General features: G+C 40.1%; 16 protein-coding genes. 7 read left to right on the plus strand and 9 right to left on the minus strand.

Annotated features, from left to right (window positions below; all coding sequences use genetic code 11):
• Positions 1 to 72 precede the first annotated feature (72 nt).
• Entirely contained in the window at positions 73 to 1,305 is a 1,233-nt protein-coding gene (locus AACZ87_RS05210) for a sterol desaturase family protein (RefSeq protein WP_283411028.1), read from the plus strand.
• 2 nt (positions 1,306 to 1,307) lie between these two features.
• Positions 1,308 to 1,694: a hypothetical protein gene (locus tag AACZ87_RS05215; protein WP_283411029.1), complete on the plus strand. Its 387-nt coding sequence runs from the start codon at positions 1,308 to 1,310 to the stop codon at positions 1,692 to 1,694.
• Here AACZ87_RS05215 and AACZ87_RS05220 read toward each other — a convergent pair.
• Together AACZ87_RS05220 and AACZ87_RS05225 are read right to left on the minus strand one after the other, a co-directional pair.
• Positions 1,675 to 2,607 (minus strand): ROK family protein, encoded by a 933-nt coding sequence (locus AACZ87_RS05220; RefSeq protein ID WP_339865534.1) that lies wholly within the window; start codon positions 2,605 to 2,607, stop codon positions 1,675 to 1,677. The two genes, AACZ87_RS05215 and AACZ87_RS05220, sit on opposite strands and share 20 nt — an antisense overlap.
• A gap of 43 nt (positions 2,608 to 2,650) precedes the next feature.
• The gene (locus tag AACZ87_RS05225) at positions 2,651 to 3,139 is read right to left on the minus strand and encodes a YkgJ family cysteine cluster protein (RefSeq protein WP_339865842.1); all 489 of its coding nucleotides are present in this window, start codon (positions 3,137 to 3,139) and stop codon (positions 2,651 to 2,653) included.
• A gap of 110 nt (positions 3,140 to 3,249) precedes the next feature.
• On the opposite strand from AACZ87_RS05225, the gene AACZ87_RS05230 reads away from it, so the two are divergent.
• Positions 3,250 to 3,624 (plus strand): glutaredoxin, encoded by a 375-nt coding sequence (locus AACZ87_RS05230; RefSeq protein ID WP_339865535.1) that lies wholly within the window; start codon positions 3,250 to 3,252, stop codon positions 3,622 to 3,624.
• Here AACZ87_RS05230 and AACZ87_RS05235 read toward each other — a convergent pair.
• Entirely contained in the window at positions 3,602 to 4,438 is an 837-nt protein-coding gene (locus AACZ87_RS05235; protein WP_339865536.1) for a S1-like domain-containing RNA-binding protein, read from the minus strand. The genes AACZ87_RS05230 and AACZ87_RS05235 overlap by 23 nt on opposite strands.
• 177 nt (positions 4,439 to 4,615) lie before the next feature.
• Between AACZ87_RS05235 and AACZ87_RS05240 the strand changes: the two genes are divergently transcribed.
• Both AACZ87_RS05240 and AACZ87_RS05245 read left to right on the plus strand, forming a co-directional pair.
• Positions 4,616 to 5,506 (plus strand): 3-hydroxybutyryl-CoA dehydrogenase, encoded by an 891-nt coding sequence (locus AACZ87_RS05240; protein WP_283411033.1) that lies wholly within the window; start codon positions 4,616 to 4,618, stop codon positions 5,504 to 5,506.
• A 6-nt stretch (positions 5,507 to 5,512) separates the two neighbouring features.
• Positions 5,513 to 6,130, plus strand: coding sequence for a deoxynucleoside kinase (locus AACZ87_RS05245; protein ID WP_339865538.1), 618 nt, complete (start codon positions 5,513 to 5,515; stop codon positions 6,128 to 6,130).
• A gap of 54 nt (positions 6,131 to 6,184) precedes the next feature.
• Here the strand turns inward: AACZ87_RS05245 and AACZ87_RS05250 are convergent, their stop codons facing one another.
• Complete coding sequence (locus AACZ87_RS05250) at positions 6,185 to 6,820, minus strand: hypothetical protein (RefSeq protein WP_339865540.1); 636 nt, start codon at positions 6,818 to 6,820, stop codon at positions 6,185 to 6,187.
• Positions 6,821 to 6,899: 79 nt separating this feature from the next.
• Positions 6,900 to 7,058: a hypothetical protein gene (locus tag AACZ87_RS05255; protein ID WP_339865541.1), complete on the minus strand. Its 159-nt coding sequence runs from the start codon at positions 7,056 to 7,058 to the stop codon at positions 6,900 to 6,902.
• 126 nt (positions 7,059 to 7,184) lie between these two features.
• On the opposite strand from AACZ87_RS05255, the gene AACZ87_RS05260 reads away from it, so the two are divergent.
• Together AACZ87_RS05260 and AACZ87_RS05265 are read left to right on the plus strand one after the other, a co-directional pair.
• Entirely contained in the window at positions 7,185 to 7,574 is a 390-nt protein-coding gene (locus AACZ87_RS05260; RefSeq protein WP_283411036.1) for an Hpt domain-containing protein, read from the plus strand.
• A 20-nt stretch (positions 7,575 to 7,594) separates the two neighbouring features.
• Positions 7,595 to 9,970 carry a S9 family peptidase gene (locus AACZ87_RS05265; protein WP_339865542.1) on the plus strand — a complete coding sequence of 792 codons (2,376 nt, stop codon included), beginning with the start codon at positions 7,595 to 7,597 and terminating at the stop codon, positions 9,968 to 9,970.
• Between the two features lie 290 nt (positions 9,971 to 10,260).
• Here the strand turns inward: AACZ87_RS05265 and AACZ87_RS05270 are convergent, their stop codons facing one another.
• The 4 genes from AACZ87_RS05270 to AACZ87_RS05285 all read right to left on the minus strand — a co-directional run bounded on the left by AACZ87_RS05270 (position 10,261) and on the right by AACZ87_RS05285 (position 16,274).
• Positions 10,261 to 10,491, minus strand: a complete 231-nt coding sequence (locus AACZ87_RS05270; protein ID WP_283411039.1) for an acyl carrier protein — start codon at positions 10,489 to 10,491, stop codon at positions 10,261 to 10,263.
• Between the two features lie 176 nt (positions 10,492 to 10,667).
• Positions 10,668 to 13,826 carry an efflux RND transporter permease subunit gene (locus AACZ87_RS05275; RefSeq protein ID WP_339865544.1) on the minus strand — a complete coding sequence of 1,053 codons (3,159 nt, stop codon included), beginning with the start codon at positions 13,824 to 13,826 and terminating at the stop codon, positions 10,668 to 10,670.
• A gap of 3 nt (positions 13,827 to 13,829) precedes the next feature.
• A complete protein-coding gene (locus AACZ87_RS05280) occupies positions 13,830 to 14,882 on the minus strand; it encodes an efflux RND transporter periplasmic adaptor subunit (protein ID WP_339865545.1) in 1,053 nt (350 codons plus the stop codon).
• Between the two features lie 24 nt (positions 14,883 to 14,906).
• A complete protein-coding gene (locus AACZ87_RS05285; RefSeq protein ID WP_339865547.1) occupies positions 14,907 to 16,274 on the minus strand; it encodes a TolC family protein in 1,368 nt (455 codons plus the stop codon).
• Positions 16,275 to 16,322 lie beyond the last annotated feature (48 nt).

Consider the following 16,322-nt stretch of genomic DNA (forward strand, 5'->3'; position numbering starts at 1 on the left):
ACAGAAACCGACTTCTCGATGTTCCTTTTATCATTATCTTTGACAAGTAGCTTCAGAAAAACACCCAAAATAATGAACCTCAGTCCAGTAGTGATCGCGATCCCGATGTATTTCATCTTGATGGCAATAGAAATGATTGCGCTTAGATTTCAAAAACATCCCGGATATAGACTCAATGATGCCGTGACAAATATCAATTGTGGAGTAATCTCACAAGTCACTGGCGTATTCATCAAAATCCTTTCAATCGGGATTTATACCTTGATTTATCAGCATCTCGCCTTTTTTCAAATCCCCAATAACATCTGGACATTTCTCCTACTCTTCTTCCTTTATGACTTTTGCTATTATTGGGCCCACAGGATGAGCCATGAGATCAATCTTTTCTGGGGAGGACATGTGGTACATCATTCCAGTGAAGAGTACAATCTCTCCGTTGCACTTCGTCAAAGTAGCACACAAACGATATGGACTTTCTTCTTTTACTTTCCACTGGCTCTCTTAGGTTTTGATCCGGTGATGTTGGTTTTGGCATCTGGAATTAATCTATTGTATCAATTCTGGATTCACACTGAAGCAATTGATAGAATGGGGTTCTTGGAAAAATTCATGAATACGCCTTCCCACCACCGGGTCCATCATGGAAGAAACCCAAAGTATATTGATAAAAATCATGCGGGTACATTCATCATATTCGATAAATGGTTTGGCACTTTTCAAGAAGAAGAAGAAAAGCCTACCTATGGCATCACTACTCCGGTAAAAAGCTGGAACCCTGTTTGGGTAAATGTAGCTCATTATTCCACTATGAAGGATGAGCTGAAAATGATTCCCTACTGGTCAGATCGAGTGAAATATCTTTTCAATAAACCAGGTTGGTTGCCCGATTACTTAGGTGGCTACCGAGCCCCGAAAGAGGTGGAATCAGATTATCAAAAATTTGACACCGTTGTCCCGCCCTCATTTAACTGGTATGTTTTAACTCAATATATCTTCGTGTTGTTACTGACAGGTTTCTTTCTCTTCAAAGTCGAATCATTCACTTGGATGCCGAAAGTATTGGTAAGTGCTATCATCATTTGGACGACGGTAAGCTTTTCGGGAGTTTTTGAAAAGAGAGGTTGGTATTTGCCTCAAGAACTGATAAGAATTTTAGCTTTTGTGGGAGTTGTCTTTTTCCTAATTCAATCTCTCCTACCTTTGCCGATTCTAATTGTAGTTCTAAGTACATACACGCTGACGTCCTTCTTTTGGCTCTGGAAAAATCAACAGCTAAAATCTCAAATCCCTTCTATTTCCTTATAGACATGAATAAATCTCTTTTACTTTTCTCTGCCCTTATTCTTTCCGCATCTCTTTCTTGCAGCTCCAAAAGAGATACAGGAAGCATGAATATGGAAAACTGGAAAGCTGACCATTACGGATGTAAGGGATTAAGAATGCAGGATTTAGAAGAGCTAGAGCGACTCAAAAACACATTTCTAGGAGTTGACAATCAAGCTTTGATCAAGACATTTGGACGCCCTGACCGAGTGGAATTGGTGGACAAAAGCCAAACTTTTTTCTTCTACTTCCTTGAGCCAAGCAATGCCTGTGAAGGGGTAGAAATAGAAAAAGAACCCCTAAGAGTTCTTTTTCGCTTGAATGCTATAAGTAAAGTTTCGGAAGTTACTATTACAACCCTGAACCCATAAAACAAAGCGCAGCGGCTCCCAAAGTTCCTGCATTGTTTTCCAAAGTGGCTTTTTTCAGGACCAAATCCTTACCGTAATATTGCGTTAAATATTGCTTGATCGTTCGGTCAAGTGTAGGCATCATAAACTCCAGACCTGCTGAAATCCCACCACCGAAGAAAACATCCGTAACATCTAAAATCCTGATTGCGGATACTATGGCTTCTCCAAGTATTCGAGCTACTTCTTCAAAAACCATTATAGAGACTGGGTTTCCGGCCTTTGCAGTATCCACGAGAAGGTGAGTGCCTAGCTCTGCTCCCACCAATACGCCTGCTTTTTCAGGGTAAGCATCGATCAGACGAGCCATAATATTCAATATCCCTTGTCTACCTATAAGAGTTTCAAGTCTTGCTGCTCCTTTTGATAGCATATGGCCCATTTCCATGGCGTTGCCTCTTGATCCTTTGAACACTTGTCCATCTAGAACCAAGGCACTTCCTATCCCTGTTCCCATAGTGATAAAAAGGAAATTTTGAGGAGGATCATCTTTGCCAAAATAAAACTCTCCGATAGCCGCAGCAGCAGCGTCGTTCTCTAAAGCAAAAGAATGTTTCGGATATTTTGATTCCAAATTCCCCTTCAAGTCAAAACCATTTAAACTTGGGATTGCTGGAATTTCCAAAGGAGTAGTTCTGTCTTTCGAGATCATTCCAGGCAAGCCAATTCCTACTTCCTTAACTTGCGGATACTTTTCGATATACTTGCCCAAACCTGCAATAAATGCAGGCCCAAAACCTTCAGGATGGTCACGATATGAAGTGGTATCTTCCTTTACAAAGTCTAAAATATTGCCTTCTCTGTCAACAAGGCCAATTTTCAAGTGAGTTCCCCCCACGTCCACTCCAAGGAAATGCGCTTCCTGATTTTGCATATTATTAATAGGTTTACGGTTTCAAAAAAGCAAAAGAAAAGTATTACTTCCTATAATCCTTCCCAATCTGCTGGAAAATTTTGAAAACTGCAGGACAAACGAGGGTATTTTTAAGTGAAAGCTCCAAAATACCATGCATTTTTTTACGATCGGTATGTGGATATTCTCTGCAAGCCTTTGGACGATCCTCATAGACCAGGCATTTATTATCTGCTCCCAAAAAAGTACAAGGAGAAGAATTAAGCACAAAATCTCCTTCTTCATCTCGATGTAAATATGCATCGATGAATGCACTGCTTCTCATTCTAAAAACCTTAGCCAATCGATCTATATCAGTATTCAGAAAAATTGGACTCGTAGTTTTACAACAGTTTGCACAGTCCAAACAATCTATTTCTCGAAAGGCTTCCTTATGCAGTTCTCCGAATTTTTCATCCAAAACCTTGGGCTTTACTTTTTTGAGCCTAGCCTTCAATTTTTGATTAGAAGAATATTCTGATTTACTCTCTTTATTGAAATTTTTAAGGTCTATTTTCAAAATACATAAAAGTTAATTAATGAAAATATTCATTTATAGAAAATAAATTCTTTTATAAAAGATAGATTTTCAGTACCTTATACAGGCAACAAACTCTAAAAGCCATGAGAACTCATCCTTCAGAATTATACTTCTATCATAGCCCAGCACAACCTGTAGACAAACAAACCCTCGCATATGCGAAGTCTATAGCTCAATTTGTCAATTCCATTGATATCAGCAAGGAAAAACTAACAGCTACACAATGGAATAGCCTCTTGATCAAATTAAACTTAAGAGCTAAAGACTTGCTAAACCGTGCCCATCCAGACTACCAACGATTCATTGCTGGTAAAAACTGGGATGAAGAAAGCTGGCTGAACATCCTGATCAAATCTCCCAATCTGATCAAAGCTCCCATCGCTACTTTGCGTAATAGGGCGATTATGTGTAGTACACCAACTGATATTTTAAAGCTTAATTCGATGCATTTAGTCTAATACCATCCGGTTCTATTTGAATCATTCTGGCTTTATATAACTGTCCTATGCATTGTTTGAAATGCTTTTTGCTCATGCCTAAGTGTTGCTGAATTTCTTCAGGAGCAGACTTATCATGCAAGGGCATAAAACCTTTAGCTTCTAATATTGCTAGTATTTTTTCTGACCCTTCATCATATTTTATCCGACCAGGAGGCAATAGCTGCAAATCCAGTTTTCCGTCCTCGCGATTTTTTTTGATGTAAACCTTCCTTTTTTCGCCAAGCTCCAGAGGCTGGAAAACTTCATTTTTAAAAAGTAAGCCTTCGTACTCATTATCGATTAGGACTTTGAATCCCAGATCAGTTTCTTCGAAAATTACTCCTTCGAGCTCCTTTCCTTCTTCCCAATCCATTGGAGCCAAGCGCAGAAAATCTCTATACTTATTGACTCCAATTAATCTATTGGTCTTAAAGTCCACACAAACTTTAACTAAGTATTTCTGGCCAACTTCCATATTTCTACCCATTTCTGATTTGGGAACAAATAGATCTTTTGGCAATCCCCAGTCAACAAAAGCTCCAAAAGAGGTGACTTCTTTGGCCTCCAAAACAGCAAACTCGTCCAGAAGTGCAAGAGGTTTTTGCGTCACCGCAACTGGCCGATCCTCGCTATCTGTATATACAAACACTTCGATTTCGTCTCCTTCTTTTTCTTCGCCTTTGAGGTATCCTTTTGGGAGTAAAAGTTCTTCGCCAGAGCTCAAGGCTAAGTAAGCCCCGAAATCCGTGAATCTATTGATGGGTAATTTTGAAATTAAACCTAGTTCCTTCATGTGGCAAAGGTAGCTAATAATCGCAGTTTGAAACTGAACTTTTGTGACAAACAAAGTCGAAGATCGAAAGTTAAAAAATTGGATTTGCTACAAGTCGGGAGTAGCTTTGAGGTCTTCAACTGATAAAAACCGGTGGATCTAAACCCAAATTCTAACTTTAATTTTTAATCATTTATTATGAAAAACATCTCAGTCATTGGTTCTGGTACTATGGGAAACGGCATAGCACACGTATTTGCGCAGCATGGCTATGACGTAAGCCTTATTGATATCAAGCAGGAATTCTTAGATAAAGCGTTAACAACTATCACCAAAAATTTAGATAGACAAGTGGGTAAAGGTTTGGTTAGTGAAGAAGACAAAATCGCAGCTTTAGGTAGAATTCAAACTTTCACAGCATTAGATCAAGGAGTGAAATCTGCCGATTTGGTAGTGGAAGCTGCTACTGAAAATATGGAGATTAAACTGGATCTTTTTCGCCAAATCGACCAATACAGTCCTGATTCAGCTATTCTAGCTAGCAATACTTCTTCTATTTCTATTACAAAAATAGCCGCTGCTACAAAACGTCCTGAGCAAGTGATAGGGATGCATTTCATGAATCCTGTACCAGTAATGAAGCTCGTAGAAGTTATTCGTGGGTACGCAACTTCAGATGAGGTCACTGCAAAGATCATGACTTTGTCCGGTAAACTTTCCAAAGACCCTGTGGAAGTTAATGACTATCCAGGCTTTGTCGCCAATAGAATACTGATGCCAATGATTAATGAGGCGATCTATTCTTTGTTTGAAGGTGTGGCAGGCGTAAGTGAAATTGACACTGTAATGAAACTTGGGATGGCTCACCCTATGGGTCCGTTGCAATTGGCAGATTTTATCGGTTTGGACGTCTGCCTTTCTATTCTTAGAGTCCTTCATGAAGGTTTTGGCAACCCAAAATACGCTCCTTGTCCCCTATTGGTAAATATGGTTCAGGCAGGCTATAAAGGGGTGAAATCCGGAGAGGGTTTTTATAAATACACGGCTGGAAGCAAAGATTCAATCGTGTCTCCTCGCTTTTCAAAATAAGAACTCATGCACATCGCAGTATCTGGAAATATAGGCAGCGGAAAAACTACGCTCACCGAAAAATTGGCCAAACACTATGGCTGGAAAGCTGAATTTGAAGCTGTAGACAACAACCCTTATCTTCCTGATTTCTATGAGGATATGAAAAGATGGGCTTTTCATCTACAGGTCTATTTTCTCAATTCCCGCTTCAATCAAATTAAGAAGATCCAAGAAAGTGACACCCCTACTATACAGGATAGAACAATATATGAAGACTCATACATTTTCGCGGCTAATCTATATAAAAGTCAGCTTTTGACAGAGCGGGATTATGAAAACTATCAAAGCTTGTTTTCGAGTATGATTTCTCATGTGAAAGCTCCAGATCTTTTAATCTATCTAAAAGCGGATATCCCCAAATTGGTAGGTCAAATAGAAAAAAGAGGGAGATCCTATGAGACTACAATGCGAATAGATTACCTGAAAAATCTTAATACGCACTACGAAGAATGGATTGCAAATTATACTGAGGGTAACCTTCTGATAATTGACGTCAATAACCTTGACTTTGTCGAGAATCCTGGAGATTTCTCATTCGTAGTGGAAAAAGTAGAACGGGAAATTTTCGGATTGTTTTCCTAATTTGATTTCATATCAAGAAAAAAAGAGTCCCGCATGTTCGGGACTCTTTTTTGTTTAGGACTGATATTTCCGATTAAACCAATTCAAAAGCATAACACGTTGTTCTTCTTTTGGGTTAATAAGTAATTGGTCCAAGCGCTTCAAAGATCCTCCGGTCATCAGGGTTTCGAAAGGTGTAATTCTAAAAAGTTTGTACCCATGAATCCTAGTCTGCAAGTCAAATTGAGCATCATTATACGCTGTAAGCTTCCATCCTATTGCCCCATTTCCTGAGAAATCTCCTGGCTCACTAGGCTCGCCGAAACAATACTTTGCAACGGGAGGACCATTCCATATTCTTTGTTGCATTCCTACCTTCAGGCATTCTTTCTCATAAGTTCGGCAAAGTCTTTTTTGCGTTTCCGTGAACGGAAAGTTTAACTCAGCATATAGATCCGACCTAAAAGTTACTTGTCTGTACCTGTTAAAATGCAATTCTTCATCATAAACGAAAAGGTTTCTGCCAATTTTAAAATCAAACTTTAGCTTTTGCAACAAAGGAATTTCACCTATGCCAGCAAGGTCAGAATAGATTTCTGAAAGCCAGTTTCTACCTTTTGTGTCTAAATATTTTGGTTCTAATTCCAATTCAAAATCCCGCTCAAAATCTACCTCTCCCTCACGTAAAATAAGGTCGAGTTGGCGAGTCATTAAGTTATCCATTGGGTTGGTTTTATAAAACAGGATTGCGCTGTTAGTCTATGCAATTGAAAGCAAAGGGGGAAATTATCTACTTTTCATCCTTGTCAAGGTCGTCACCTATGCGTTGTTCCAGGTTTCCTTTTGACCCTGGGAATGTAGTTCTCTGGGAAATATCATATCCGATCCAAAACATGATTAACATGAAAATCACAAACAGGACCAAAAAGATCTTTTTATTCCGCTGCATTTGCATTAATATTTAATTCTATGACACGCAAAATTAACCAATCATAAGAATTCTCAGACCATTGTTCATGAAATGTTGAATGAACCTGCCATAAAATTATACTTTTTCAAAATTGTGTTTAATTTTATGAAGACAGGACCAAACGTACTTTTTACTTCCAATACCCTTTTTCATCCGATCATGTATCAATCAATAAGCGAGCAATCAATTTATCAGTACTTTGGCGAAGATGAGCCAGAGATGATTAAAGAGATGATTGAGATAATTCTAGAAACCAACATCAAAGATTTAAGTGAATTAGATAAATTTCACAACCAGAATGATTTCCCAACAATTAAAAAACGATGCCACAAAGCTAAACCTAGCATGAGCTACATAGGAGCTCAAAAAACTCGTAAATTATTGGAAGAAATGGAGAACAATCCTAATGATTTCCTAGTACTCAATAATGACCTACAGACTCAACTATCTACTATAGAAAAGGAACTTAAACTGTTTCTGGAGGATCTAAACTAAATCACAGAATAAAAACCCTAATGAAAATTCAGCGAAAACTACTGTCTTTGGCTTTGCTTTGCATTGTCTTTTTGCAAGCTCATGCGCAGTCAACTTTAAGCGTAGATTACATCATGCGAGATCCTAAGTGGATGGGAACTTTCCCTTCTTCTGCATCTTGGAGTGATGATTCTCAGACGATTTACTTCAGATACAATCAAGCAAATGATCCTGCCGATTCCCTGTACAAACTTACATTAGCCAATAAAGCAGCAATATCAAAAGTGAGCTGGACTGAAATGAGAGCCAATGAGCGAAATGGAGAAGAATTCAATGCAGACAAATCGCTCCGAATATTTCAGGAAGGCAAAAAACTGATGCTTGAGACGATGGCTACTGGCGTGTCAACATTACTATTAGAGTGGCCTGAAAACTTTTCTAATGCTAAGTTCATGGCTAATGAAAACGAAATCTCATTCGCATCTAAGAACAATCTTTATGTGTTCAACAGATCCACCAAAACTGTTAAAAAAGTCACCAACATTTCTACCGAATCTAAGCCAAAAGAAAAATCTAAATCAGCGGAGGAAAAAGTGGCTTGGCTTGAATCTGAAAACCTGGAACTACTGAGTGTGGTGAAAGAACGTAAAGAAAAGGATAAAATGCGTCGCGAATATCGTGATGCTTTTCGCGATTCAGAAGAAGAAGAATTCACTTACTATACGGAAGGTAAAAGCCCTGTGAACCTTCAATTGTCACCTGACGGCAATTACGCCACCTTTTCCATATATACTTCTTCAAGTAATAAGAACACCATAGTTCCTGATTATGTGGATGCATCAGGCTATACCACTGATCTTAATACGAGATCTAAAGTAGGAACAACCCCTACAAAAATGGAAGTTGGGATTTATGATTTGACTCGTGATACAGTTTATTTTATCAGTACGTCGGACCTTCCTGGAATCAAAGATTTGCCGGATTATGTGACAGATTATCCAGATAAAACCTGGAAGGAAGAAGAAAGAGAGGTATCCTTATCGAGTCCATATTTTTCTCCTGATGGAAAAAATGCAATTGTCAATATTGGATCGGCAGACAACAAAGATCGTTGGATCGCTGCAGTTGATCTCCACACAGGAAAATTGAATACACTTGATAGACAGCGTGATGAAGCTTGGATTGCAGGTCCTGGGATTGGAAGATCCTTCTATGGTGGCACGCTAGGGTGGCTCCCTGACAATAAGCACATATACTTCCAGTCAGAAGAAAGTGGATATTCACATCTATATGTGCTAGACATAACTACTGGAGATAAGAAAGCTTTAACTTCAGGGACTTATGAGGTTTTTGACCCCTTTCTCTCTAAGGATAAAAAGTCTTGGTACTTGACTACTTCTGAGGTAGATCCGGGAGAGCGTCATTTTTATAAAATGCCTTTGATGGGGGGAAAAATGCAAAAACTCACTTCCATGACTGGAAATAATGACGTAACTCTTTCTCCTGATGAAAAAAAGCTTGCCATAATCTACTCCTACAGTAATAAGCCCGCTGAGCTTTATCTTCAAGACAATAAAGTAGGAGCAAAAGCTGAGCAACTGACTTCAGGTCAAAGCGATGAATTCAAAGCATACAACTGGAGAGATCCCGAAATCGTACGATTCCCAGCAGAAGATGGAGCGCAAGTTCCGGCTAGATTGTATACTCCTGACCCTGCCAAAAGCAATGGAGCAGCAGTAGTTTTTGTCCACGGTGCAGGCTATTTGCAAAACGTCCACAAATGGTGGAGTAGCTACTTTAGAGAGTATATGTTCCACAACTTACTCACTGATCTAGGTTATACAGTTTTGGATATTGATTACCGTGGATCTGCTGGTTACGGCCGTGATTGGAGAACAGGAATTTATCGTCACATGGGTGGGAAAGATCTATCTGACCAAGTTGACGGGGTAAAATACCTAGTTGCTAATCATGGAGTAGACCCAGAGCGAGTTGGCTTATATGGAGGTAGCTATGGTGGATTTATTACCTTGATGGCACTATTCAATGCTTCTGAAACTTTCAAATCAGGCGCTGCCCTGCGCTCGGTAACTGACTGGGCACATTACAATCACGGCTATACCGCCAACATTCTGAATACTCCAGAAGAAGATCCGATTGCCTACCGTCGTTCCTCTCCTATTTACTTTGCGGAAGGCTTGAAAGGAAATCTACTTATGGCTCACGGAATGGTGGATGTCAATGTTCACTTCCAAGACGTGGTTCGCCTTTCTCAGCGTTTTATTGAGTTAGGAAAAGATAATTGGGAAATGGCAATCTATCCAGTGGAAGATCACGGGTTCGTAGAGCCTAGTTCTTGGACAGACGAATACAAGCGTATTCTAAAGTTGTTTAATAGCACCTTATTGGAAGAGTAAAATTCAATTCTCAGAAAAAAATAGTGGTTGGTCTATCGATCAGCCATTTTTTTTTGTGTGAAAAACAATCTAATGAGATGGGAGAAGATTTTAAAACATTTACTGTGAGGGTAGGAATAGTTTAAGAAAACTAGAAGTTCGCATGTTGCTGAAAGCCTAATTCTAGATTGCGCTCTCAGCGCCCCCTCTGCGGACTTTGCGGTTAAAAAAGAACTTATAAAAAAAGAGTCCCGGACACCCGGGACTCTTTTTGGTAAATACGGACGAAAGATTTTTCGCCTGTACTTTAATTAACTCATCAACAATTCAATAATCTGGGCGGGTGCTTGCACACCTTCAACTTTGTCATCCTCAATCTGTTTTCTCAATTCATATTCCAGTTCGAAGATCAATCCGGATACAAAAACCTTGTCCATTCTCAAATCGCTTTCAAACGAAGCGTATTTTCTTTTTCCTGTCAGGTCGATTCCATATTGATGGAAGACCTTGGAGATTTTGCGTAAATCAGTATAATTTTTCATGTGCTTAAATTTTTTCAAAGGCCACCTAGCCTGTCCCGAGTTTAATTCAGGGGAATCTCACCTAGCATGCTCATCTCGATAAATTTCGAAAAAAGACTTATTCGATTTCAGTGGGTATATAGTTTAAACCCTTGCTAATCTTGCCGACTAGCAAGGGTAATTAATTCAATTTTTGCTTAAACGTATGCGGCAGCTTCTGACTCAAACTCTTCCACATTAGTATCTTCGAGTTCGATGTGCTTCTTCTCTCCTTTACCGATTTTCACCATAAATCTGTCAAATAGATAGTAGATCACAGGAACCACGACCAAAGTCAGGAACATGGAAGAAAGCAAACCTCCGATGATTACCCATGCCAAGCTGTTTTTCCATTCAGCCCCTGCACCAGTTGCCAAAGCAATCGGCATCATACCTATCACCATCGCAATCGTAGTCATCAAAATCGGTCGGAAACGGATCTTCACAGCTTTTTCTAATGCTGCTTTCACCTCTACTCCTTCTTCTTTCAGCTGATTAGTGAAATCGACCAAAAGGATCGCATTCTTCGCTACCAGCCCCATCAGCATGATCAGACCCATGATGGAGAAGATACTTAGCGTTCCTTTCGTAAGTGCCAGAGCAAGCAAGGAACCGATCAATGCCATAGGAAGTGAGAACATCACTACTAGTGGATAGATATATGAATCGTACAATGCAACCATGATCAAATAGATCAAGATGATGGATGCCAATAGCGCGACTCCCAAGGATCCGAAACCTTCACTTTGGTTTTTCATGTCACCGTCATAGTTGATCTGAACTTGTTGTGGAAGTGTCATGGCATCTATCGCTGCAGTCAATTCAGCACCGACTGTACCCGAAGGCACACCTGCTACCTGAGAAGTGATTTTCACGGAAGAAACCCGGTCTCTTCGCTCCAACTTAGTTGGACCTTCTGACTGATTCACTTTTGCAAACTGCTCTAACTTCACCAGTTTTCCGCTTCTATTCAAGAACGTAAGGTTCTGAACATCCGAGATTGATTTCCTGTCAAACTCATTCAGTTTCACCAAAATGTCATATTCGTAATCACCGTCCGTGAATTTGGAATCATCATTTCCATTGAAAGCTACCTGAAGTGCTCCACCCACCATATCCATGGAAAGACCAAGCTCATTCATTTTGTAGCGATCTACTTCTACTCTAATCTCTGGATTACCATCTTCAAGAGAACTCTCGATTTTACGGGTTCCTTTAAGACCAGCAAGAATCGCTTCTATTTTCTCAGAAACTACTCGAATGGAATCCTTATCCGGTCCAGATACAATCACTTGAATCGGTGCATCATTCGCAGTACCCATGATGGAAATCGGAACACCTGTGTACTCTGCTCCTGTGATATTTTCCTCCAAGTAATTCTCTAGTGTTCGTGCATAATCAGGACCTGTCATCGATCTGTGTTCCGGATCCACCAATTTCACCAATATCTCAGAAGTAAAAGGAGAAGACTGAGAACCTGTAAACTGACCAGAAGCTACACCAACAGTCGTAAATACCTCGGTCACTTCCGGTAGGGTTCTTAAGTAATCTTCCACCTCACGAGTCTTAAAGTTGGTTTGCTCCAAGGTTGCATCTTTTGGAAGCTCCAGTCTCAGTAGGAATTCCCCTCTATCACCTTCAGAAACGAATTCCGAACCAATAAAGCCTTTGATCACCAAGAAGAAAGAAGAAATAAAGAGGACGAAAGTGATTGCGAGCAAAGCGACTTTATGCGCAAATCCCCATCTTAAAATTCCAACTAACCAATCCACAAATGAATCCAATCCAGACTCGAACCCATAGACGATTTTTCCAAAGAAGGAATTCTTATCCAAATGCTCCAGCTTCGAGAATCTTGAGGTGAGTAGCGGAATCAACGTAAATGCAACAAGCAATGAAATCAAAGTAGCTGTCGCAACTGTAATACTGAACTGAGCCAAAATACCTCCAATCAAACCTCCGGTCATTGCCAATGGCACGAATACCACGATAATCACCAAGGTGATAGAAACTACTGTTGCCCCAATTTCACGAATACCATCGTAGGAAGCTTGAGCGATAGTTTTACCCATTTCCAGGTGCCGGTAGATATTTTCTATCACCACAATGGCATCATCCACTAGGATACCAACCACGAGTGAAAGTGCTAGCAATGACATGAGGTTCAGGGTAAATCCTGCCAAGAACATGACCGTGAATGTCGCCACAATGGAAGCCGGCACAGCTACCATCACGATAACTGCATTACGGATACTGTGTAAGAACAACAGCATGATCAAAGCCACCAGTACAACTGCAATAATCAAATCAGTAATTACATGATTGGCTGCTTCCAGAGTAAACTCAGAAGTATTTTGGGAGATCTGGAAAGAAACACCTTCAGCAGTATAGGTCTGCTCCAAGATTTGGAGTTCTTGCACTAATACTTCAGAAACTTCCACTGCATTGGCATCGGATTGCTTTTGTACAGTCAAACCAATAGCCGATTTACCGTTAAGTCTGGTAAGAATATCTTCGTCTTTGTAAGAATCGGCTACTTCCGCCACTTCTTTCAGCTGAATCGGTGATTCATCTGATCGATAAGCGATCACCAGATTTTCAATGTCCTGAATGTTCTGGAATTTTCCAGCAAGGCGGATCAACACCTGACCTTCGTTGTCTTTCAATCGTCCGGTAGGAAAATCAAGATTACTGGAATTGATAGTCTGAGCTACAGTTATCGGCGAAATACCATAGGCATCCAGCTTGTTTCTATCCAAGTTTACTTTGATCTCACGTTCAGTACCGCCCAGCATATTCACTTGGGCCACACCTTTGATCTGTGCCAAAGAAGGCTGGATTTTATTTTTCACCAAATCATAAAACTCAGAAGGCTTCAAATCTGAATAAATAGCCAATTGCATAATTGGCAAATCATCCAGATCAAACTTGCCCAAGCTCGGCGGATCAGCGTCTTCAGGTAGATCACCCAAGATCGCGTTGATCTTGCGCTGTGCATCCTGCATGGAATAATCGACGTCTTCTCCAGCTTCCAGCTCTATCGTGATAATAGAAATACTCTCCTGAGAAATGGAATTCATGGATTTGATGCCTTCCAATGAAGCCACCGCATCCTCGATTTTCTTCGTTACAGAAGTTTCCACTTCAGATGGTGCAGCACCGGGATAGATGGTAGAAATGGTCACCACATTGGTTTCCATTTTTGGCAAAAGCTCGTAGGACAATTGCGTGTAGGAAAAAATCCCCAGCAAAGTCAGTACGGTAAACAGTACGACCACCATGGTCGACCGTTGTATTGATATTTTAGTGATTTGCATAGTTTACTGAACTTTCACTTTTGTACCTTCTTTCACATTAATCAAACCTGAAGCAATCACTTCGTCACCAGCTTTCAAACCATCCAAAATCTCTACAGTTCCGTCATCCAATGGGTTGATTTTCACAGGGCGATATACGGCAACACCGTCTTTGATCAAGTAAACTCCCGGATCTTTTAAGCTTCCAGAAATTGATTTTCTATCGATTTTCAACACTTTCTCTTCTTGAGAGAATTTGAATTGAGCCGTTCCAAACATACCTGGCTTGATTTCATCCTGGTTTTTGCTGTTCATGATCAACTCCACTTGGTATTTGAAAGAGGCATCCGCTTTGTCAGAAATGAAGTGAACCTTGCCAGTGAAATCCTGATTGGCCATTGCGTTGACACGCACTGCGATCACATCACCTTTATTTACTTTGGAAATTTCAGTTTCAGTGACGTTCACGGAAAGTTTCAATGGATTTTTGTTGATAATGTCTACCAAAGGCATTCCAGGGCTCACCAATGTTCCCATTTCGTAGTAATCTTCATTGATAAAACCTGCAATAGGAGCAGTCACCTGCGTGTCGTCCAATCTCTTTTTCAAAGCTGAAAGTTGGGCATCGGCTATTTTGAAAGCGTTATCATTTTCTTCCAATTGCTTTTTAGTGATCGCATCCGTAGCTGCTAGATTTTCAAAACGCTTCAAATCTTTCTCAGCTTGATCTCGCCTTAGTTTAGCAATGGTGTATTCAGAACGTATCAATCGATCATCGATTTGTACAATCAAATCGCCTTTACGCACGTAATCCCCTTTTCTTCTTTGGATCTTCACGATCGCACCAGAAGTCTCAGCCATCAATTTCAATTCCTGCGATGGTTCGAAAATCCCGTTCGCTTCAAAATTTCTATTGACGGTCTTCTCCTCCACTTTTTCCACAGTCACTGAGATATACTCACTTGACTTCATGGCAAGGGTGGCCGCTTCGTTCATTTCTTGCTTGTTGTTGTAAAGCGTGAAGGCTACCGCTCCTACACCTACCAGGAGAAGTACTATGATTATTAATTTTTTCATCGTTTCGTTGGTATGAGTTTTCTATTAGAGTAAAAGATTTTTGATTTTTCCAGATGAGTTCAGAATCTCTAATTGAGCGATTCGAACCTGTATGATTTGATTGTTGTAATTGGCTTGCGCTTCACGCTGAGTAGTCTCCGCATCCAGCAAATCAGTCAATGGGCTTAGCCCTTCCTTGTATAGCAAAGTGGTCTCGCTAAGTACATCATTTGCCAAATCCAGGTTACTATCCAGAGATTCCAGTGTACTTAAGGAATTGTAGTATTTGTTCAGTGCATTTTTGTATTCCAAATCTGCAGCATCTTCAGCCTGAAGACGATCGAGGCTTAACTGCTGGGCAGCAACCTTTGACTGGGCGGCTTTGTATTTAGTCTGCATTCCGTCAAAAATCGGAATCTGAAGTTTCACACCAATCAAAAATCCTTGGTACCAAACTTTGTTTTGACTTAGGAAATCGAAACTGTCAGAGAAGGCATTCTTATTGAAATCTGCAAAACCAACCAATTGTGGCTGATGAGCCGCTTTGATATTTTTGTATTCGTATTCGTACAATTTCTCCTGTACTCCCAACACCTGGATATCTTTTCTATCAAAAATGTTAAAATCATTGATTTGAAAATCCTTCACTTTCTGGTTCATGTCCGCAACTGAGTGATCCAAAGTGATCTCCGTATCAACAGGAATTCCCATCAATAACTTCAAGTAACCTTCCTGTTGGTAGATAGCGATATCAAGATTTTCCTGCTCACTTTTGATGGATGTAAGGTTTACCTTCACACGATTGAGATCCACTTTTCTAGCCAAATCATTCTCATATTGAGATTGAAGGATTTTTTCCAAACTTTCCAACTGATCTATATTTGCCCGTAAATTTTCTTTCTGAAGCTCCAATTGAATCACTCCCAAGTAATTCATTGAGATCTCATGAATCACGTCTTCTTCAGACTGCTCAGCCAAAATTCGGTAAAACTCTTCTCCAGTTTTCGCGGCTTTCAAACCAATCAAATAGGAATTGCTGAAGATCAACTGGTTCAATTCAAAACCAGCCTTTAAGGACTGAGGAACGCCAAGAGAAATTACCTGTATGTCATTTGGGTCTCCACCAAAAATCCCGCCTGGCACTGCCTGAGGAAATACGTCCAAGAAATTATTGTACTGACCGTAGGCAGAGAACTGCGGAAGACCTGCTCCTCGGATCTCATTTCGCTGATACTTAGCTTTTTCCTCATCCAGAATCGCCTTTTTCAGCGTTCTGTTGTTTTCCAAACCGATCTCAATACTCTCTTTCAAAGTGAGGGTATCCGGTAGGTTAAATTCTTGCACCATCTCTTGCCCCATTGCCATTGCAGGAGCAATCAAGAAAAATGCATACGTTAAATACTTCTTTAACATGTCGCTGAATAATAGTTAGTTATAAAATATATAGTTGGTTCTGTTTTT

Origin of the sequence: uncultured Algoriphagus sp. (genome assembly GCF_963974365.1) — a bacterium.
Classification (GTDB): domain Bacteria; phylum Bacteroidota; class Bacteroidia; order Cytophagales; family Cyclobacteriaceae; genus Algoriphagus.